This window comes from Paenibacillus allorhizoplanae (assembly GCF_927798215.1).
Classification (GTDB): domain Bacteria; phylum Bacillota; class Bacilli; order Paenibacillales; family NBRC-103111; genus Paenibacillus_E; species Paenibacillus_E allorhizoplanae.
Genome location: NZ_CAKMMW010000031.1, coordinates 46,247 through 66,058, shown reverse-complemented (window position 1 = coordinate 66,058; position 19,812 = coordinate 46,247). Strand labels below are relative to the sequence as shown.

Genomic DNA, 19,812 nt, shown 5'->3' with positions numbered 1-19,812 from the left:
CCCCAGCCCCGTTAGATTATTGGTGGGAAATTGAAGGCTAGCTAGTTTGAACCCAATGGGAGTAACTGAGGCGGAGATATGAAACTGAGGGGAATCGTGCGAGTGAAAAGTAGCAAGTCATTGAGATGTTGTATTCTGCACAACATGATTCGGGCTCTCGGGGCTGAATTGCCATGGATGTTGTATTTGTTACAACATTCCGGGGTGGAAAGCCCATATTAGGCCCAAATCAGTCAATAATGTTGCGTGAAATGCAACATAGAAGCCCAAAACAGCTGTTTCCCGGCAATCATGTTGCACATAATGCAACATGCTGAGAGTGTGACGGCTAAATCCGGTCTTCGAATACTTAGTTCCACTGCAGCTACACCCGACCCCGCCGGTAGTACACGCACCCGTCGGCAGCACCCGCCATGCCCGCACCTGCACCCGCACCCGTACCCGACCCGCACCTGCACGGTCCCATACCCCCCAGCCCCGTTAGATTATTGGTGGGAAATTGAAGGCTAGCTAGTTGAACCCAATGGGAGTAACTGAGGCGGAGATATGAAACTGAGGGGAATCGTGCGAGTGAAAAGTAGCAAGTCATTGAGATGTTGTATTCTGTACAACATGATCCGGGCTCTCGGGGCTAAATTGTCCTTGATGTTGTATTTGTTACAACATTCCGGGGTGGAAAGCCCATATTACGCCCAAAACAGCCAATCATGTTGCATAAAATGCAACATAGAAGCCCAAAACAGCTGATTCCGGGCAATAATGTTGCACATAATCCAACATGCTGAGAGTGTGACGGCTAAATCCGGTCTTCGAATACTTAGTTCCACTGCAGCTACACCCGACCCCGCGTACACGCACCCGTCGGCAACACTCGCCATGCCCACACCTGTACCCGCACCCGCACCTGCACGGTCCCATACCCCCCATCCCCATTAGATTATTGGTGGGAAATTGAAGGCTAGCTAGTTTGAACCCAATGGGAGTAACTGAGGCGGAGATATGAAACTGAGGAGAATCGTGCGAGTGAAAAGTAGCAAGTCATTGAGATGTTGTATTCTGCACAACATGATTCGGGTTTCTGGGGCTGAATTGCCATTGATGTTGTATTTGATACAACATTTAGAGGAAGAAAGCCCAAATTCGGACCAAATCAGTCAATAATGTTGCGTGAAATGCAACATAGAAGCCCAAAACAGCTGTTACCCGGCAATAATGTTGCACATAATGCAACTTGCCGAGAGTGTGAGGGGCTCTGTCTCTGTCTCTGTCTCTGTCTCTAGCACAGCACTAGCTTCAAAACGTGTTGTCATGGTTTCAAATTGTCACAACAATCGCTGCCAAGCGCCATCGCTTAACTCATAGTATCGCGCATAGGCACCGCCACCCTCTCTCTTGCGTAGAACTCCTTTCACAACAAGACCATTAAGCCACTTACGAGCTGTACGAAAGTTAACCTCGTATCGGTTAATGATGTCCTTCGGGCGAATAGGTCGGCTCAAGTTGAAGGCTAGCCGAAGAACTTCTTTTTCATCCGGAGTCAGCGTTGATGCATTTGATGACCGAATGAGGTGGGGACCAATGACTAACTGCAGCAGCATTTGGCATACTTCGGGGCGGTTCTGAATATCGTCGAAGGCGAAATGGACCATTCTCCAACCCATCCCAGTAAGGAAGGTATCGCGATTCAGCGCATAGCTGAACTTTTCGCGATCCATCTCTCTGATATGACTCTGGAAGCCATCGCATTCTATCCCGAAACGTCCACCAGGGCTGAGGTAAGCGAAGTCGAGGAATTGTGATTTTCGATTCCAATCATAAATCTCATACTCGGGATGCAGATGGTCTAAGCTTTCGAATAAAGGCCACCACACCTGCTGGAGGAATAGCTTCTCAGCATAGTTATGCCCGCGGAGCAAGCGTCCCTTACGCTCTCCAGATCGGCGAGCTAGGTGATCTTCCATAAATGTTTTGTGAGCAGGTTCAAATGACACCGTGCAGTCGTCGCCTCCTTTTAGAAAAACAAAAAAACGCCCCTCAGCCAAAATGGCAAAAAGGACGTTCTTCGTCTACGAAATAGTGTATCATGAGATAGATAAATAAGCCATTATATACCAATTTTAGATGACGAGGTGTGACAATGAGTAACCGCTTTCAACTGCATGCAATCTTCTCCGAAGGAATGATTTTGCAGCGAAATCAAGAGAACCCCGTCTGGGGGACAGGCCCCGATGGGATACAGCTAACCTTGGAGTGCCAAGGACAACAGGTACAAACCGTCAGCGCAGGCGGTAAATGGCAGGCGATACTGCCAGCATCCGAAGCGGGAGGGCCCCATATCTTAACGGTCAGCTCCGAGGGACGACAACTTGCAACCGTTCAAGATGTCTACTTTGGCGATGTTTGGCTAGCTGGCGGACAATCTAATATGGAGTGGAAGGTACGAGATACTAGTCACGCGGAGGCGGACATCGCGAATGCCAATTTCCCTCTCATTCGTCACTTCGAAGTTCCTCGAATAGAGTGGGAGGATCCATCTGAAGTAACACCCTTGAACGCAACGTGGAAAAAGGCTGCTCCAGAAAATGTCCCTGATTTTTCAGCGGTTGCCTATCATTTTGCTCATCATATTCAGGCTTCAGAAGGCGTACCGATTGGTATAATCGGCTGCTATTGGGGAGGAACCTCGGCATCAAGCTGGGTGAGTGAGACCACCATTAGCCAGCAACCAGAACTGCAGGTGTATCTAGATTCCTTCCAAGAGCAGGTGAAGGATTTCGACTGGGATGCCTTCGCAATAATCCGTCATGCCTATGATCAATCAACGGCAGACTATGAATTACGCAAATCTGCTGGTGCAAGTGATGATGAGCTCGGCGGCTATCCATGGCCGCCTCCAATGAGTCCGCATAGCTTCATGAGACCAAGCGGTCTCTACGAAACGATGCTGCTCAAAGTAGTTCCCTATGGGTTAAAGGGGTTTCTGTTCTATCAAGGAGAAAGCGATGCAGGTCATGCTGAGCTGTACGATAAGCTGCTGACAGGACTTATTCATAATTGGCGTTCACTCTGGCACAATGACAACCTCCCCTTCCACTTCGTCCAATTGACATCCTACTGTGCGGATGGTAAGCCAGACGGTGAATCTTGGCCGCTGCTGCGCGAGTCTCAAGCGATCGTGAATGAGCGCGTCCCGCATACGGGCATGGCCGTCACATTAGATTGCGGGGAACGCGATGACATTCATCCGCGAGATAAGCGGACCGTGGGGTAGCGCCTCGCTTTAACAGCCTTGGAGCATGTCTATGGGAGAGAGCTTACGAGCTCAGGCCCCGTGTACCGTGAGCTGCACATGGAAGGTGAGCGGATTGTGCTCCATTTTGATCATACAGATGGGGGGCTAGCACTTCCTGTAGGGAGCGAGCAACTCATAGGCTTCCAAATCGCTGCTGAGGATGGCAACTTCCTGAAGGCTGAAGCGAGCATCGTTGGGAACACCGCCCAAGTGTGGCATCCAGAGATTACGAAGCCAGCCAAGGCGCGTTATGCTTGGACGAATTACACGGAGGCCAATTTAGTAAATGGACTTGGCTTGCCAGCGGGGACATTCCGCACGGATGCTAGTAGAGAATAGAAGAAATTAGGCGTTCACTCTATGGAGTGAACGCCTTTTTTGCAACATTAGGGGAAGTACTCAAGAGGCAGATGATTTCTTGTAGAAGAAGCGAGATAATAAAAGGCCGACAAAACCAAGTCCAATAAACAAAACAGCTTTAATTGTCAGGGAGACATTTGGCAAATCCATCAAGATGACCTTCATTAAAGTTAGGAATAACAAAGCGATACCCGTGAGTCTGATTTGTTTGACTTCTTTCTTCAGTCCGTAAGCAATCACACTAATCGCGTAAAGGAGCCAGGCCGTGGAAACACACAAATGTTGGATATTCACACTGAAATCGGCTGTCAATGTTCGTGTTACTTCCGTTATGAAACACAAGAATAGGAATCCAAGCCCGTACTTAAGTGTGATTAAGGTGTTCTTCGTTCTGGTGCCGACCCCGAAATGTGAAAACATTGCGATCATACTCGCCATAGTTCCTAATAGTAGCAGCCATATTACCATGCCAGCCGATATGATGCTGCTCATACCCTCGGAGACTGTACCCAATGCAGTTGCAAAAGCGAGTACATAGATGATGATGCCATTGATTTTTTGTAATACTGATTTCACGATGAAACCAAGTAACAGCGCAATAATTCCCTCAACCAATAGGAAACCAGGTAATGCATCAGCGCTGAAGTAGTTGGCCGAGTAGAAAAGTAAAGCATAGGATGCTACTGTCATCGTATAGGGTAGCTTCTCGTGTGCTTTTCTACTGAACCAGTAGGAAATGAAGGCATAGGCTATACAAGTGGAAATCATCACAACGTTGAATTGCGTATCGGTGTAAGCCACTTTAAACCAAATAGCGGTGAACGCGAAACTTGGAATCAGCAATCGAAGTTGGTGATTCATTGTGGGGCTTTTCAAACAGATCGACGCTAGCAAAGCTACTTGTTGTACTAACATCCCGATTGCTGCAACCTTTGTATCCCCATGTACACCAAGGCCAAATAGGAACAAGGCTAGTGGTAGTAATCCGAACGAAGTGTAAAATAAGCCGATAAATGTATTTCGTATCGCATACATCATGAAACTTACAAATAACAGCGTCTCGTAACCAACGAAAAATAGGGAGGAAGGGTTGTTACTATTTAATAAGAAAGGCGTCAAAACACCTGCGGCACTTGCTATGATCGCTAAGGATTGTGATTTCAATTGGTGTGAAAACCATAAGCCCAAGACGACCCATAACACATTCAGTGTGAACGCAATGGGCGCCCCAATGAGTTCATACAATTGATGACAAGCGAAGGTGGTTAGCATAAACAGTCCGATGGAACCGCCTAATAACACCTGTGACAGCAGTGGACGATTAGCCTTGTGTTGTTTGAAACCGAGGATGACAAAGATGCCACCGACTACATAGCCAATTGCACAGCGCATCTGCTCTGTGAGAAGTCCGTTGTCAACCGCGGCTTTGAATCCCCATACGATACCGATCAGAAGTACGAACATAAAAATTCTCGGCAGCCATACCCTGGCAATAAGGTGTTCCCAGTCGGTCTCTTCTTTCATAACTTCTTGTTGGGGTGGTGCAATGGGCTGAGCTTGAACGGGATTGCGATTGCGATTGGGAGTGTGATTAGGATTAGGATGACTTACTCTGGTTTCAGTTGGTTTGTTCTGCTTTAAAAGTGCGAGTTCTTTCTCAAGCTCGACAACTCTCTTTTCTAAGTCCTCAAATCGATTATGAATGTCCAAGAAGCAACCTCCTATAACTTAGTGGCAATTTTGGGTAAGTGTGTATACATTCAAGATAACAGTTTATGATCGATGTAATAAGTACTATCCTGTTGTAGTACCGAGTGATGCTGTAGCCTTGATATTGAAACATTATATCTTGAATACCAATAGTGATTTCTAGACTGCTTGGCGAGTTCGCAAACAATTAGGTAATCCCGGTATTGATTAGGGGCAGTAGATTTGAATAAACATACCCTTCATCACCAATAATAGGGCTACACCCTTGAGGTACATGATGGAAGGAATACAACTCAATGGATATTGATGCTTTCTTAACTGAAGTTCTCAGCTCTAACGAAGATTGGCATGTAACGACAACGGATGGCGTATCGGTCATAGATCCGAATCAGGAGCAGGATATTCCTACTTTCGATCAGCATGACGATTATCTGGAATCAGGATTTTAAGTTTCATGAAATGCATAGGACACGCACGAAAGGGCTATTTCCAAAGGTCAATTTAGAACCTGGAGACAGCCCCTTTTGCACTTCTCAACTTAGTTGTCTACATCCTAATCAAGTTAGGATAAAAGCAGCTAAATCAGCTTCCCTAGCATCCGATAAAGGCTCCGAATTATCCCAATACAGGAGAGATGACGGCTCCATCCGCCAAGTAACTTCTCTGCGCTGCAGGGAAGAACGGAATTGCTGCCAGTTGTCCAACTTCCATACGTCCAACGCTGATCCCCTTAAGCGAATACGCTCCTTATAAACGTCCTCACTCGGTAAATACGCATAAATCACCTTAATACTGACATCCCGTATGGAAGCTCCGATACGAGCCAATTCCCCTTCCAGCCACAGCGGGTCGCCCTGCTCTTTCGTAAATGGCCCGATAACGATAGCATCCTGATCAAGCAGGAGCTGTTCAAGCGCCGCATCCATCGTGATGCGATATCCCAAATCGCGGCAGTGTTGCTTATAAAATGGCGAATCCCGATCGTTAGGATCCTGCCCGGCAAGGTTCATGATCGCTTCTGCCGCGGGGCGCAGCAACGTGTCCATATCCAAGAAAGCTCCGCCATGTCGGCGCACCCAAACTCTTGCTAGGGTTGTTTTGCCTGCACCTGCAGGACCGATGAAGAAGATTAATTTGCGCATAGGTAACCTCCGGAATATTCGGTGTAAATGACTGTTCAACAAATTGTAACATAAGAGCGTTTTCAACACAGATTTTCAGGAAACATTCAGCTTGTTTAAGGTTTTCTTAAGATTCACTCCACATTTGCTTCACACTTTTTCTGTATATTACAGAAAAAAGGGGAAAACCAAACTGGAAGGATCGATCTTGTGGTAACAAATGTGATTAGTCCAACTCGAAGTAGTATGGATGCAACATCCCGTCCATTGGCTCAATGGCCCACGCATGGTTGGCCAACATCAACGCCTGAGGCACAAGGATTATACTCAGCTACGTTAGCTAAGACTTTTGACGTTTTCCATGATCATGGCGTGCACAGTATAGCCGTTATTCGGAATGGTGTATGGGTAGCAGATGCTTGTAAAGAAGGGATTCAATCTGGAATCCTGCAAGATATGAAATCAGTTACCAAAAGTGTGACGTCAGCATTAATCGGAATTGCTTTAGCAGAAGGAAAACTGAAAACGATTGAACAGCGTTTGGCTACATTTTATCCGGAGTTAGAAAATGATCCTCTAAAATCAAAGATCCAATTGAAGCATCTGCTTAGCATGACTTCAGGACTTTCATGGAATAATGATCAGGAAGAATCATCGACTGAGATGATGCATGCCCCAGATTGGGTAGCGTATATTCTAAATCGCCCAGCGCAACATGAACCTGGCGTGGTCTTTAACTATTCGAACGGTGATGCGCATTTACTCTCGGCAGTAATAGAGAAAGTAACGGGGATGTCCATGTTTGAATATGCGAAGTCGCGGTTATTCGAACCGCTTGGCATATTGAATGTGAACTGGAATCATGATCATCAAGGTATTACAATTGGTGCATGGGCATTGGCTTTATCACTGGAGGACATGGCGAAGCTAGGCTTGCTTTACCTGAACGAAGGACAGTGGGAAGGCAAGTCGATTATTCCCCAATCTTGGATTCGCACATCATTCATGAAGCGAATTACTTTAAATTATAGTAATGGTACGCAAGGCTCTTACGGCTATTATTGGTGGACCAAATCACTTGCCAAAGGGTTAAATAAGGGAAGTCGCAAGGAAATGGATATTTTCTATGCCTCGGGTTCAGGCGGTAGACGTATCTTCGGTATTCCGGAATTGAAGATGATTGTTGCATTGACAGCGAATACGGGTGATGTCGATATGCCAGAAAGTCTGTTACACCACGTGGTGCAGGCAGTAAGGTCGAACAAGCAACTCTCTGAGAACCCCGTAGCCTTCGAGCAATTGCAGCAATCGATTCAACGCTTCGCATCCATACAACCTAAATAGACATCGTTTATAGTGAAAGCTGCGTATCCTTTTGATACGCAGCTTTTGTTTATGCTGACAGGCAAAAAGAGGATTCACTAGGAGGGGAACGAAATGAGAGTATGGCTATAATAGCTGAATTGTTTGGACAAATGAGGTGTTCGACATCGCGCGTTTATTTATATTACCTATTACCTCGATAACCCCAGAAGTTGTTACCGAGGGACTCACCTACATTTCGCAAGAGAAGCGGGCACGCCTACATCGCTTTCGTCACCGAGAAGATCTGATCCGAGGATTGATGGCGGATCTGCTGCTGCGTAGTCGCATTATCGAGGACCTTCACATGGACAATGCAAGCATCAGGTTCGAGCTAAATAGCTACGGTAAACCGAAGCTTATCGGGGTGAGTAACTACCATTTCAACGTGTCCCACTCCGGGGATTGGGTGGTTTGTTTGGTGGACAACGAACCCGTTGGCGTCGATGTGGAACGCGTACAAGCCTTCGAAGAGGGCATTGCCCGATCTTTTTTTGCGGAGGATGAGTATCGCTTCGTGCTGGAAGGTGCTCAAGACTGGGAGAGACAACTGCGTTTCTATCAGATTTGGACAGCCAAAGAAAGCTATATCAAAGCTGTAGGCAAAGGGCTATCGCTGCCGCTTACCAACTTCTCGGTTGTGACCTCAAAAGGTGTGGAGGGGAATAAGCAGTTAGGCGGTGAACCATGGCAGTTCTCATCCTTTGAATTAGATTGGCCTTCTGGCGTGAACACGAATACCTACTATTTAACGACATGCTGCAGATCAGCCTCAGAGCTAAAGGGGCCAGAACGCGTAGAGATAGACCAAATTATAACAACATTAAGGTCTGTCAATCGTTGACAGGTCTTCTCTTTTTGTGTTAATTTTAAATTGATAATGATTCTCATTTTCATAATAGAGGGGAGCCTGCTATCTTGTCTGAAGTGATGACTAAAGATGAAGACACTTTCCTTTGCCTTGATCGTACATGGCTTAAATTTCGTACTGCGCAGCTCATTCAAGAGGCTAAATTAGCGCAGCAATTTATTTCTTCTTATTGCATGGTGGTTGTCAAGCAAGGTGAAGGCCACTTGAGAATAGATTTAGAATCCTATCGCATGCAACCTGATACGGTACATGTCGTGGTGCCTGGCCAAACCATCGGTTTCTGTGAGGGCCAGAAGTCGGAGTTGTATCTCATTGCATTTGATATTCAGGGTGATACTTCTGACGACGAGGTGAATTTTCCACTTTTAGGTGAGTTGTCCGTCCATATGGAGAGTACGCTACATCAGCTCTGTGAGCAGCTCTGTCTGCGCAGCCGAAGTGAGAGTGCCATAGAACGATTTCGAGGACAGCCCGTTTTCCTAGAATTGATCTATTGGGTGATGACCCACATTCGTCAGAATTCCAAATCCAACTCACGGGCCGCTATGGATCGTACCAAGAGCTATATCGAAGCCCATTTTCGAGAGAGTATGACGATTGAACAGCTCGCACGCATGGCTGAAATAAGCCCGAAATATTACGTGAGTTTATTCAAAAAAACGTACGGCAAAACGGCCATCGACTATTTGACGGAAGTAAGGGTCAACATGGCGAAGCAGCTTATGCTGCAAACCGATGTGCGTTTAAAGGATGTTGCCTACCAAGTGGGCTACAATGACGAGTTTTATTTTAGCCGCATGTTTAAGAAAGAGGTTGGTGTCTCGCCGACTGTTTATTTGAAAAATCGCCGACAACGAATCGTTGCGTACTCCGTGGCGGTACTAGGACAATTACTCGCACTCAAAATCATGCCCTATGCTGCCCCTCTACACCCCAAATGGAGTACTTACTATTACAACAACTATCGGACAGATATCCCGCTGCACTTAAGTGGGTACCGTTTTAATGAGGATTGGGAAACGAATGTGGACGCACTGGTGAACAGTCAAGTCGATTACATTATTAGTACGGATCAACTGGAAATCGAGGAGAAGGAACGTTTGTCGCAAATTGCCCCCGTTCATATCGTCCCTCTTTATGATAAAAGCTGGCAGGAACAACTGCACGCCACGGCACAGATTGTAGGTGCTTTGGATGAAGCAGTTGTTTGGGTGGATGGCTATAATCGCAAAGTAAAGCTGGTGCGAGAGCGACTGGAAGAAGAGCTGCAGGATGACACCGTAATATTTGTTAGCCTACTAGGCGATCGCTTCTTTCTATTTCCGACACGCGGGATGAGAGACGTGTTTGAAGATCTGGCTTTGCAGTCGCCAGCAGAATCAGAGCGATATGAGACTAATCAATGCTTGACGCTTGAGGAGCTGGCTCATCTCGATATGGATCACCTGCTACTCAATATTCGACAGGAGTCCGAGACCTTACAGCATTGGGAACGAATTAGAACCTCTATGTTATGGCAGGACTTGAAGGTTGTCCGTAGAAATTGCGTCCATTTAATCTCATCGGATCCTTGGAGAGAGTACTCAGCTTATGCCATGGAACGCATGGTTCAAGATATTCATGATCTCTTATGTGACAATCGTACATGAGAACTTCCGTATATTGTCCATGTTCGACATGGGCAACTTCTTTTATAATTTAATGAGAATGATTATCATTCGTAACGGATAGAGAGGGGATTTAAGAAAAATGAAAAAGTTAGCAACAATCGGTATTACGACATTGGTTCTGTTAGGATTGACGGCGTGTGGCGGGGGGAAAACAGAAACGGCTCCTGCAGCAGCAGGTACAGCAGCTCCAGCTGCTTCGGTGGCTCCAACAGCTGCTCCCGCAGCGACTCCTTCAGGGCCAAGGGTCATCAAATACGTTGGCAAAGAGTACACAGTCCCTGGAAAAGTGGATAAACTCGTTATTACGGGTGCACTTGAGTCCTTGGAGGATGCTTTGCTTCTAGATGTGAAGCCGGTTGGTGCACTAACGGTTGGTGGGAAATTCCCAGCAGTATTCGCGCCGATTACGGACAAAGCAGAGGGCGTAGGCGAGAAAGCACAGCCGAACCTAGAAACGATTCTAAAGTTGAAGCCGGATGTTATTCTGATGAGCACGAAATTCCCTGCTGAGACGATTGAGAAAATGACGAAAGTGGGCCCGACGATTCCGGTATCTCACATTGCAACAGATTGGGAAAATAACTTGAATTTACTTGGCGAACTGACAGGCAAACAAGATAAAGCGAAGCAAGTGCTAGATAAGTACAAAACGGATTCAGCAGCTTTGAAAGCGAAGATCGGTCCTATTTTCAAGGATAAGAAGGTATTGGCAATTCGCGTACGTGCAGGCAGCTTATTCATCTTCCCTGAGGATGTATTCTTTAATCCATCTATCTACGCTGAGCTTGGTGCAACAGTACCAGCGGAAGTGAAAGCAGCGAAAGCGCAACAAAATATTTCACTCGAAAAGCTTGCTGAGATGAACCCGGATTATTTGATTGTTGAATTCTCTGAGGAAGAGAACAAAGATACACCGAAAGTGTTCGAAGACTTGAAAAACAACCCTATCTTCAAAAACATTAATGCCGTTAAAAATGGCCAATTATATACCAATCTCGTAGATCCATTACTACAAGGCGGTACAGCTTACAGTAAAATTAAATTCTTAGAAGCGATTAATGGCTCTAAATTAGTTCAAGCAAAGTGAGAGTAGAGTTATGAAATGGAGAGTACCCGCACCAACCCTCATCCTATTGGCAGCACCTTTCGCGATATTTTTTACGATCGTGCTGTCCATCTCCTATGGGGCCAAAAGCATGGATTTCAGCCGTATCATTGAAGCTTTCATCCATTTTGATGCGAATGATGTTGATCATCAAATTATTATGCACGCTAGACTGCCAAGGGTAATTGGAGCGCTGCTCGTCGGTGCGTTCCTCGCGGTGTCAGGCGCTCTCATGCAGGGGATGACCAGGAATTATCTGGCATCCCCTTCAATCATGGGTATATCCGATGGCTCAGCATTCGCAGTAACTTTGTGTATGGTCATTGCACCTTATTCCTCGATGATGGCTATGATTATGGCGTCTTTTGCTGGCTCGGCGCTAAGCATCGTTATTGTATTCGGGCTAGCTTCGCTATTGCCAGGGGGATTGTCACCTGTACGTTTAGCGATTCTAGGGACACTGATTGGGACGTTTCTGAGTAGTGTGTCTGCGGCAATTGCGATGTATTTTCAAGTATCCCAAAATATTAGCTTCTGGTACAACGCACGCCTGCATCAACTGGACCCACAGCTGATTATGCTGGCGGTTCCTTTTGCCGTTGTAGGCTTAGGGCTTGCCATATGGATGTCCAAGTCGGTGACGATCTTTTCATTAGGGGACGAAATCGCCGTATCACTTGGACAGAAGACGATGCAGGTCAGATTGTTAACGACATTAAGCGTCGTATTACTGACGGGGATTTCTGTGGCTATTGCAGGTAAAATTGGATTTGTTGGCCTACTTGTACCACATATCACTCGCTTTCTAACGGGTATCGATTACAAATGGGTTATCCCATGTTCAGCTGTGATCGGTGCCGTTTTCTTGGGGCTTTGTGATGTGTTGAGCCGATTCCTAAATTATCCATTCGAGATGCCGATTGGTGTCGTTACCGCGATACTCGGTGTTCCTTTCTTCCTCTATCTCATTCGCACGCGAGGAGGGGAGTCTCATCGATAAAAGAAATGATCGGTACTATGCCTTACAGATTATCGTTGGTATTGGACTTCTGTTATTAACGGCATATATGTCCCTGACAAATGGTGCTTTCGATATTACGTTGAAAGATGTGTTAAAAACTCTGCTACGGATTGATACGCAGCATGATTATGATCTAGTGATATTAGAGTTCCGACTACCTCGTATCGTCATCGCTTTGTTGGTGGGGATGGGATTAGGGATGGCGGGAACAGTTGTGCAGAGCTTGACTAGGAATAACTTGGCCGATCCGGGCATCCTGGGTATCAATGCGGGAGCGGGGATGGCGATGGTCATCTTCCTGTTTTTCTTTCAAGGGAAGGTGAAAGGAACGGGTTGGGCGGCGATATTGGCGATGCCTATTGTTGGCTTGGTCGGTGGGCTGGGCGCAGCTCTTCTGATTTATGTCTTCTCTCAAAAGGAAGGGAGGCTAGATTCACAGCGCCTTCTGCTTACGGGGATTGCAATAGCATCGGGTTTATCTGCAGTGACCGTGTTCATTACGCTCAAAATGAATGCCAAAGATTTCGAGATGGTCGCCGTTTGGGTATCTGGCAGCATCTATAATGCGAACTGGAAGTATATTATTTCCATCCTGCCCTGGTTGATTTTATTGACACCAGTTCTCGTCTGGCGATCTCTTGTGCTGGATGTGTTCCAGCTGAGCGAAGAGAGCGTCCGCGGGCTGGGCGCCGCTGTGGACAAAGAGAAAGCGATACTGCTGCTGAGCAGTATCGGTATTGTTAGTGCCTGCGTATCGGTCTCCGGCGGCATCGGTTTTATTGGCCTCATGGCGCCGCATATCGCTCGCCAACTCGTCGGCATAACGCATCGCCGGCTGCTGCCCGTCAGCGCCATTGTCGGCGCGCTCTTGGTGATGATCTCCGATTTCATCGCCAAAATGGCGTTCGCGCCGGTGGAGATGCCCGTCGGCGTCGTCATCGCCATTATTGGCGTGCCGTACTTCGTTTGGCTGCTCTATCGGAATAAGCATCGCCGATAGAGCGTTGTGGAGCCGCCCCTGGGAGGGGGCGGTTTTTGTGTTGTTTGTGGCGGTGCTGGTGTGTGCGGGCAGGGCAGCGGGACAGATGGACAGAGTAGAGATAATAGAGCAAGAGCAAGAGCAAGAGCAAGAGCAAGAGCAAGAGCAAGAGCAAAGGAAAAGGCAAAGCTGGTCGGTGATGGGCAAACCTATTGGCGTGCAAATAGCCTCTCGTATTCACCTCGTAGCGGTTTAGATGGATTTCCTACAGTTAATTTGGTGGGAAATCGCGCCTTCGAGCAAATAGACGGATTTCCTGTAGCTAATTTGGGGCGAAGTCGCGGATTTCACTGATATCGCCAGAAATAGATGTAGGAAATCCAGTTAACCATCAAAATCGAGGGACTCCGCAGAAATTAGCTGGAGTTTATACTGTTAATCCGCCGCAGGGAGGGGAGCAACACCAAACAAGCTAGTTGAAGTCCCTCACGCCACAACCACATCGTTCCACGCACCAGATGGACTACCACACCAAACTAGCTACTTGAACCCCCACCTCCACCAACACCAACACATCCTCCAAAGGAGCACATTCTCGCCCCCACCAAACTAGCTAGCCATTGAACTGCATCCGGGATGACCTGAACATTCTCCATTCCATTATGTGGATATCGTTCATGGTCGATGTGTTTACTTTTCTCTATAATCAATAATGAGAATCATTATCAACTGATGTTTCCGTAGACAATCCATCGATCCGTAAACACACTAGATCCGGCCTGATCGTTGAACCTGAAACGAGAGGAGAAGAGAGGAAACCCAATGACCCGTTTGCCCCATTCATCCATCGAGACCACTACCCCTTCGAGGGAAGTTGTCCGTCAGTCTTTTACATTACCGAACACAGAACAGTATCTTCTTCACAGCGCTACAAGAGAGCAACCCTATCAAATTTACGTATTTAAGCCTTCGCAGGAGGCACCGTCTGAAGGATTTCCAGTCATCTATTTGCTGGATGCAAATGCGCTTTTTGCCACGATGGTTGAAACGATGCGTGTACAATCACGAGTTCCCGAGAAGACGGGTGTCTACCCGGCAGTCGTTGTTGGTATCGGCTATCCGACGGAGGAGCCGTTCGATTCCTCACGGTTTTATGATTTTACGATGCCGACGCCGAAAGAAGTGCTTGATGCTCTACCTGTACGCAACAAAGATGCTGTAAGACCACAAGTGGGAGGGGCCGACGCTTTTCGGGCCTTTATCGAAACTGAGCTCAAACCGCGCATCGAACGCGACTATTCAATTAACAGAGAACAGCAAGCGATTTTCGGTCATTCGCTAGGTGGACTTTTCGTGTTACAAACCTTGTTCACGCAGCCGCACATTTTTCAAACCTATATTGCAGGCAGTCCATCGGTTCACTGGAACAAAGCGATGCTGCGCGAGCAGGAAGACCAGTATACTTCCAGTCTCCAGCAGGGGCAAATTCATCATAAGCTGCTCATCACCATCGGTGAGCTCGAGAAGAATCACCCGAGCAATATGAGCGAGAATGCCAAAGAGCTGTATGAGCGCTTAGCCCTCTTGCCAAATGAGATGTTAGATGCTCAATTCTATGAGTTTGAAGGCGAAGGGCATGTTTCTGTGCTTCCGGCACTGGTAAGTCGTGCTGTTCGTTTCCTGAGAAGGGGGTAAGTGAGCCGATGAGTCCTAACGAATTTAAAGGCAAAATCGTTCTCGTAACTGGAGCTGCGCAAGGCATTGGGGCAGCAGTCGCTCAAGCTTTCTCAGAGCAAGGTGCGCGAGTAGCAGCGGTCGATGTCCAAATGGCTGCTATAGAAACCTTCGCATCCAACCGAACAAGTCACGGCTATGATGTGACTGCTTATCCGTTGGATGTCACTGACAGCAAGGCTGTGCAGCAAACTATCGCTCAGATTGAGCAGCAGCTAGGCGCTATTGATATCCTTGTTCATGCGGCTGGGGTGCTGCGTATGGGCCCTATCGTCTCCTACTCCGACGCAGATTGGGAGAATACGCTCGGAGTTAATCTCAGCGGCGTATTTCACGTTTCTCGTGCGGTGAGTGAACGTATGATTCCACGTCGCCGAGGGACGATTATCACCGTCAGTTCGAATGCAGCAGCCATTCCTCGCATGGACATGGCGGCGTACGCAACCTCGAAAGCAGCGGTGACGATGTTTACCAAATGCTTGGCACTTGAGCTTGCCGAGTATGGTATTCGTTGCAATATTGTCTCTCCCGGCTCGACGGATACGCCAATGCTGCGCGGGATGTGGACAGGTGAGCATGGCGCACAGCGGACCATCGAAGGCTCTCCGCAAACGTACCGAACGGGTATCCCACTCGGCAAGCTAGCGACACCGGCTGATATCGCGAATAGCGTACTGTTCTTGGCATCAGAGCGTGCTGGGCATGTGACCATGCATGATTTACGTATTGATGGTGGCGCTACACTTGGCGTCTGAACCAAATGAAGGAGGATGATTAACATGAATGCCAATGTTCAAATAGCCACGATGCCCACAGCGGCGGATCTGCTAGCGGATTACCGTCCGGGGAATTCGTTTTTCTTCGCTTCTCCCCAAGCAACCTTGCTTGCACAAGGAACTCTGGCTGTGCTGCCCCGATCGGAAGGAGCGAACGAGCTTCAAACGCTGCCTGAACGCGCAGGGCGCCTGCTGGCACAGCTCAAACAACCAGGGCAAAGCCTGCCGATGTTAGTGGGGGCTGTACCTTTTGACCCTATGCAGCCCGCGCAGTTGGTCGTACCTCTCGATACACGGAAACTGGGGTCGCTAAGCTTTACTCAGCGCGAACGCCAATGGCGTCCAATGGGGAGCCGATTTGAAATGGAGGCTGTGCCAGCCCCAGAAGCTTACGTGGAGGGGGTTAATAAAGCGCTGAAACGTTTACGAGCAGGGGAGCTCGACAAAATCGTGCTTGCACGCACCTTAAGACTGACCACACCACAGCCCATCAATCTGCAGCAGTTGCTTCACAATTTAGCCATTCATAATACCCATGGGTATACGTTTGCGGTAGATCTGACCAAAGGTCAAACGGACAAGGAAAATAAAACCTTAATCGGCGCTAGTCCTGAGCTTCTCGTGGCCCGAACAGGTCGCGTAGTCGTTGTTAATCCGCTTGCGGGTTCCACACCACGAAGTAAAGATCCAGAGGAGGATGTAAGACGAAGTCAGGCACTTCTCCAATCCCCGAAAGATCTGCGCGAGCATGCGCTAGTCATAGAAGCCGTGGCGGAAGCACTTCGTCCGTACTGTGATCCCTTGCATGTCCCAGCTGCACCTTCGCTTGTGCAAACCTCAACCATGTGGCATCTGTCGACCGAAATAAGGGGGGAATTAATAGATCCGTCTGTCTCATCATTGGCTCTTGCCGTTGCCCTGCATCCGACGCCGGCTGTTTGCGGATCACCGACAGAGCTTGCTCGAGAAGCAATTAAAGACATTGAGCCATTTGATCGTGGCTTTTATACCGGTTTAGTAGGCTGGTGTGATGCTAGTGGAGACGGGGAGTGGATCGTAACCATACGTTGCGCTGTAGCGGAGAATCAATCCCTGAACTTATATGCAGGAGCTGGTGTTGTAGCAGAGTCCAGTGCAGAGGCTGAGCTCCAGGAGACATCAGCCAAGTTCCGAACGATGCTCCATGCTATGGGATTAAATCAAGAATCATGAAAGGGAGAGATCATATGTTAGCGCATTGTCCAACATGGCCAGAATCATGGTCTGTACAATATCGAAAAAAAAGATTATGGCTAGGACAAACGCTCGGCGACATGCTGGCAGAACGAGCATTGAGGCACGGCGACCGGATCGCAGTAGTAAGTGGAGAAAGCCGCTGTAGTTATGCGGAACTGGACCAACAAACGAATAAGCTCGCATCAGGCTTCCTACAACTGGGCGTTAAGCCAGAAGATCGCGTGGTCGTGCAGCTTCCGAATAGGTTTGAGTTTTTTACCGTCATTTTTGCCTTATTTCGAATTGGGGCTATTCCTGTGTTTGCTTTACCGCTTCATCGGCAGAGTGAGATTCAATATTTATGCGAATGGAGTGAAGCGGTGGCTTATGTCATTCCTGACCAAGAAGCGGGCTTCGACTACCGTGTTCTCGCACAGGAGGTACAGACGAAGGTGCCGTCTTTGCAGCATGTTTTTGTTGCTGGCGACTCAGGGCAGTTCCGTTCGCTTACTAGCATAGCTGACATGCAAGCAGAGCCTACTGTAGCTTGGCCACATGTCAAAGCCAGCGACGTCGCGTTCCTCCAGCTCTCTGGCGGAAGCACAGGATTACCCAAGCTCATTCCCCGTACACACGATGATTATATGTACAGCTTTCGACGCAGTAATGAAATCTGTGGGCTTAACGAAGATAGCGTGTATCTTGCAGCACTGCCCGTGGCCCATAACTTCCCGCTGAGCTCCCCCGGTGTGTTGGGCACACTTTACGCTGGCGGGAAAATCGTACTAGCCGCAAGACCAAGCCCGGACGATGCGTTTCCGTTGATTGCGAAGGAAGGCGTGACCATTACGGCACTCGTTCCTCCACTTGCCTTGATCTGGATGGAGGCGGCCTCTGCACGCAAGGATGATCTATCTAGTCTACAGGTTCTTCAAGTAGGCGGGGCCAAATTTAGCGAAGAAGCGGCACGTCGTGTTGAGCCAGTTCTTGGCTGTAAGCTGCAGCAGGTATACGGCATGGCTGAAGGTCTGGTGAACTATACACGGTTAGATGATCCTGAGGATATCATTGTACGTACACAAGGCAGACCGATGTCGGACTGGGATGAAATTCGCATTGTTGACGAGGAAGATAACGAGGTTCCTGTTGGAGAGGTTGGCGAGCTGTTAACCCGAGGCCCCTACACGATCCGAGGCTATTATAGAGCGGAAGCGCATAATGCGAAGGCATTTACAGCAGATGGTTTCTATCGGACGGGTGATTTGGTTAAAGTCAATGAGGCAGGCTACATCGTAGTAGAAGGCCGTGCCAAAGATCAGATCAATCGTGGTGGTGACAAAATCGCCGCCGAAGAGGTAGAGAACCACCTGTTATCGCATCCTAGTGTTTTCGATGCTGCTTTAGTGTCCATGCCGGATACATTTCTCGGTGAACGCTCCTGTGCATTTATCATCCCACGCGGTCAGCAGACGTTATCTGCCACCGAGCTCAAAAGCTATCTGCGTACACGCGGACTGGCTTCTTACAAAATTCCTGATCGTATCCAATTTGTCGAGACTTTTCCACAAACAAACGTGGGCAAAGTGAGCAAAAAGGCACTGCGCGAAGTATTCCTAACAACCGTCACCAACGGATCCTTATAAAGAAAGAAGTGGACCTCCATGGCTCTTCCTAAAATTCAACCGTACAGCATGCCAGTAGCAGCTGATTTACCACAAAATCGTGTAGCTTGGACACCCGATCCGAAGCGGGCCGTACTGCTTATCCACGATATGCAGCAATATTTCTTGAATGCTTTTACGCTCGGCGAATCGCCTGTTAATGAACTTCTAGCTCATATCTATGCGCTGCGTGAGCAGTGCAGAAAGCTCGGCATTCCCGTTGTGTATACAGCTCAGCCAGATGCCCAAACCCCGGAACAGCGGGGCTTGCTTCTTGATTTCTGGGGTACCGGGATTAATGATCATCCGGAACTCAAACATGTTGTACCTGAGCTGGCACCCGAGGAAGGCGATATTGTCCTCACGAAATGGCGCTACAGCGGCTTTCGCAAAACTAACCTGGCCGAAATCATGCAGGATAGCGGCAGAGATCAACTCATCGTTAGTGGGATTTATGCGCATATCGGCTGTTTGATGACAGCTTGTGAGGCGTTTATGCAGGATATTCAGCCGTTTTTTGTGGCGGATGCGGTAGCCGATTTCTCATTAGAGAATCACCATATGGCGATCAACTATGCGGCACAACGCTGTGCCGTGACATTGACAACAGAGGATGTGCTCCGTCATTTAGCGCCCGCCCCAGCCCCTGTATCTGAGGGAAATCCCATTAGCATTGAAGCCGTACGCGAGCAGGTGGCAGAACTGTTGAATGAATCCCCAGAGAGCTTCACGTACGAGGAAGATCTCATTAATGAGAGAGGTTTGGACTCCATACGCATTATGAGCTTAGTGGAGCATTGGCGCCGTCTAGGAGCCGAGGTCACTTTCGTAGAACTCGCTGAACAGCCTACTTTGGCGAGCTGGTGGCAGCTGCTTACGTCCAGGCTGCAAATTCCCGTGCCGAATCTCGACTATTTTGCTAGAAAATAAGGAGG

General features: G+C 48.1%; 18 protein-coding genes. 15 read left to right on the top strand and 3 right to left on the bottom strand.

What is annotated here, in order from left to right; translation table 11 throughout:
* Positions 1 to 1,322 precede the first annotated feature (1,322 nt).
* The gene (locus tag L6I86_RS31720; RefSeq protein WP_236292728.1) at positions 1,323 to 1,991 is read right to left on the bottom strand and encodes an endonuclease domain-containing protein; all 669 of its coding nucleotides are present in this window, start codon (positions 1,989 to 1,991) and stop codon (positions 1,323 to 1,325) included.
* A 146-nt stretch (positions 1,992 to 2,137) separates the two neighbouring features.
* On the opposite strand from L6I86_RS31720, the gene L6I86_RS31715 reads away from it, so the two are divergent.
* Entirely contained in the window at positions 2,138 to 3,271 is a 1,134-nt protein-coding gene (locus L6I86_RS31715; RefSeq protein WP_236292718.1) for a sialate O-acetylesterase, read from the top strand.
* 18 nt (positions 3,272 to 3,289) lie between these two features.
* Complete coding sequence (locus L6I86_RS31710) at positions 3,290 to 3,631, top strand: hypothetical protein (protein ID WP_236292716.1); 342 nt, start codon at positions 3,290 to 3,292, stop codon at positions 3,629 to 3,631.
* Positions 3,632 to 3,691: 60 nt separating this feature from the next.
* Here L6I86_RS31710 and L6I86_RS31705 read toward each other — a convergent pair whose 3' ends face one another.
* Positions 3,692 to 5,362, bottom strand: coding sequence for a DUF2339 domain-containing protein (locus L6I86_RS31705; RefSeq protein WP_236292715.1), 1,671 nt, complete (start codon positions 5,360 to 5,362; stop codon positions 3,692 to 3,694).
* A gap of 296 nt (positions 5,363 to 5,658) precedes the next feature.
* Here L6I86_RS31705 and L6I86_RS31700 point away from each other — a divergent pair, with 296 nt between their 5' ends.
* A complete protein-coding gene (locus L6I86_RS31700) occupies positions 5,659 to 5,811 on the top strand; it encodes a hypothetical protein (protein WP_157256979.1) in 153 nt (50 codons plus the stop codon).
* A gap of 108 nt (positions 5,812 to 5,919) precedes the next feature.
* Here L6I86_RS31700 and L6I86_RS31695 read toward each other — a convergent pair whose 3' ends face one another.
* On the bottom strand, positions 5,920 to 6,504 hold the full coding sequence (locus L6I86_RS31695) for a P-loop nucleotide/nucleoside kinase family protein (protein ID WP_236292713.1): 585 nt from the start codon (positions 6,502 to 6,504) through the stop codon (positions 5,920 to 5,922).
* Between the two features lie 201 nt (positions 6,505 to 6,705).
* On the opposite strand from L6I86_RS31695, the gene L6I86_RS31690 reads away from it, so the two are divergent.
* From L6I86_RS31690 to L6I86_RS31635, 12 genes are all read left to right on the top strand, one after another.
* Positions 6,706 to 7,827 carry a serine hydrolase domain-containing protein gene (locus tag L6I86_RS31690; protein WP_236292711.1) on the top strand — a complete coding sequence of 374 codons (1,122 nt, stop codon included), beginning with the start codon at positions 6,706 to 6,708 and terminating at the stop codon, positions 7,825 to 7,827.
* Between the two features lie 136 nt (positions 7,828 to 7,963).
* Positions 7,964 to 8,689, top strand: a complete 726-nt coding sequence (locus tag L6I86_RS31685; protein ID WP_236292710.1) for a 4'-phosphopantetheinyl transferase family protein — start codon at positions 7,964 to 7,966, stop codon at positions 8,687 to 8,689.
* Positions 8,690 to 8,772: 83 nt separating this feature from the next.
* Positions 8,773 to 10,365 (top strand): AraC family transcriptional regulator, encoded by a 1,593-nt coding sequence (locus L6I86_RS31680; protein ID WP_236292737.1) that lies wholly within the window; start codon positions 8,773 to 8,775, stop codon positions 10,363 to 10,365.
* Positions 10,366 to 10,465: 100 nt separating this feature from the next.
* Positions 10,466 to 11,473, top strand: a complete 1,008-nt coding sequence (locus L6I86_RS31675; RefSeq protein WP_236292708.1) for an ABC transporter substrate-binding protein — start codon at positions 10,466 to 10,468, stop codon at positions 11,471 to 11,473.
* Positions 11,474 to 11,483: 10 nt separating this feature from the next.
* Entirely contained in the window at positions 11,484 to 12,491 is a 1,008-nt protein-coding gene (locus L6I86_RS31670) for a FecCD family ABC transporter permease (protein ID WP_236292705.1), read from the top strand.
* Complete coding sequence (locus tag L6I86_RS31665; RefSeq protein ID WP_236292735.1) at positions 12,484 to 13,512, top strand: FecCD family ABC transporter permease; 1,029 nt, start codon at positions 12,484 to 12,486, stop codon at positions 13,510 to 13,512. The genes L6I86_RS31670 and L6I86_RS31665 overlap by 8 nt, the downstream gene beginning before the upstream one ends.
* 37 nt (positions 13,513 to 13,549) lie before the next feature.
* Positions 13,550 to 13,747, top strand: coding sequence for a hypothetical protein (locus tag L6I86_RS31660; protein WP_236292703.1), 198 nt, complete (start codon positions 13,550 to 13,552; stop codon positions 13,745 to 13,747).
* A gap of 566 nt (positions 13,748 to 14,313) precedes the next feature.
* Entirely contained in the window at positions 14,314 to 15,186 is an 873-nt protein-coding gene (locus L6I86_RS31655; protein ID WP_236292702.1) for an alpha/beta hydrolase, read from the top strand.
* 8 nt (positions 15,187 to 15,194) lie between these two features.
* A complete protein-coding gene (locus L6I86_RS31650; protein ID WP_236292700.1) occupies positions 15,195 to 15,980 on the top strand; it encodes a 2,3-dihydro-2,3-dihydroxybenzoate dehydrogenase in 786 nt (261 codons plus the stop codon).
* A 15-nt stretch (positions 15,981 to 15,995) separates the two neighbouring features.
* Positions 15,996 to 17,213, top strand: coding sequence for an isochorismate synthase DhbC (gene dhbC / locus L6I86_RS31645; RefSeq protein ID WP_476739363.1), 1,218 nt, complete (start codon positions 15,996 to 15,998; stop codon positions 17,211 to 17,213).
* A 14-nt stretch (positions 17,214 to 17,227) separates the two neighbouring features.
* The gene (locus L6I86_RS31640) at positions 17,228 to 18,859 is read left to right on the top strand and encodes a (2,3-dihydroxybenzoyl)adenylate synthase (protein WP_236292733.1); all 1,632 of its coding nucleotides are present in this window, start codon (positions 17,228 to 17,230) and stop codon (positions 18,857 to 18,859) included.
* Between the two features lie 18 nt (positions 18,860 to 18,877).
* The gene (locus L6I86_RS31635; RefSeq protein ID WP_236292695.1) at positions 18,878 to 19,807 is read left to right on the top strand and encodes an isochorismatase; all 930 of its coding nucleotides are present in this window, start codon (positions 18,878 to 18,880) and stop codon (positions 19,805 to 19,807) included.
* Positions 19,808 to 19,812 lie beyond the last annotated feature (5 nt).

Bases quoted from the DNA above. Each gene is read 5' to 3' on its own strand.
- L6I86_RS31650 (WP_236292700.1), top strand. From the start codon at position 15,195: ATGAGTCCTAACGAATTTAAAGGCAAAATCGTTCTCGTAACTGGAGCT.
- L6I86_RS31675 (WP_236292708.1), top strand. From the start codon at position 10,466: ATGAAAAAGTTAGCAACAATCGGTATTACGACATTGGTTCTGTTAGGA.
- dhbC (WP_476739363.1), top strand. From the start codon at position 15,996: ATGATTAACATGAATGCCAATGTTCAAATAGCCACGATGCCCACAGCG.
- L6I86_RS31715 (WP_236292718.1), top strand. From the start codon at position 2,138: ATGAGTAACCGCTTTCAACTGCATGCAATCTTCTCCGAAGGAATGATT.
- L6I86_RS31670 (WP_236292705.1), top strand. From the start codon at position 11,484: ATGAAATGGAGAGTACCCGCACCAACCCTCATCCTATTGGCAGCACCT.
- L6I86_RS31640 (WP_236292733.1), top strand. From the start codon at position 17,228: ATGTTAGCGCATTGTCCAACATGGCCAGAATCATGGTCTGTACAATAT.
- L6I86_RS31655 (WP_236292702.1), top strand. From the start codon at position 14,314: ATGACCCGTTTGCCCCATTCATCCATCGAGACCACTACCCCTTCGAGG.
- L6I86_RS31700 (WP_157256979.1), top strand. From the start codon at position 5,659: ATGGATATTGATGCTTTCTTAACTGAAGTTCTCAGCTCTAACGAAGAT.
- L6I86_RS31695 (WP_236292713.1), bottom strand. From the start codon at position 6,504: ATGCGCAAATTAATCTTCTTCATCGGTCCTGCAGGTGCAGGCAAAACA.
- L6I86_RS31635 (WP_236292695.1), top strand. From the start codon at position 18,878: ATGGCTCTTCCTAAAATTCAACCGTACAGCATGCCAGTAGCAGCTGAT.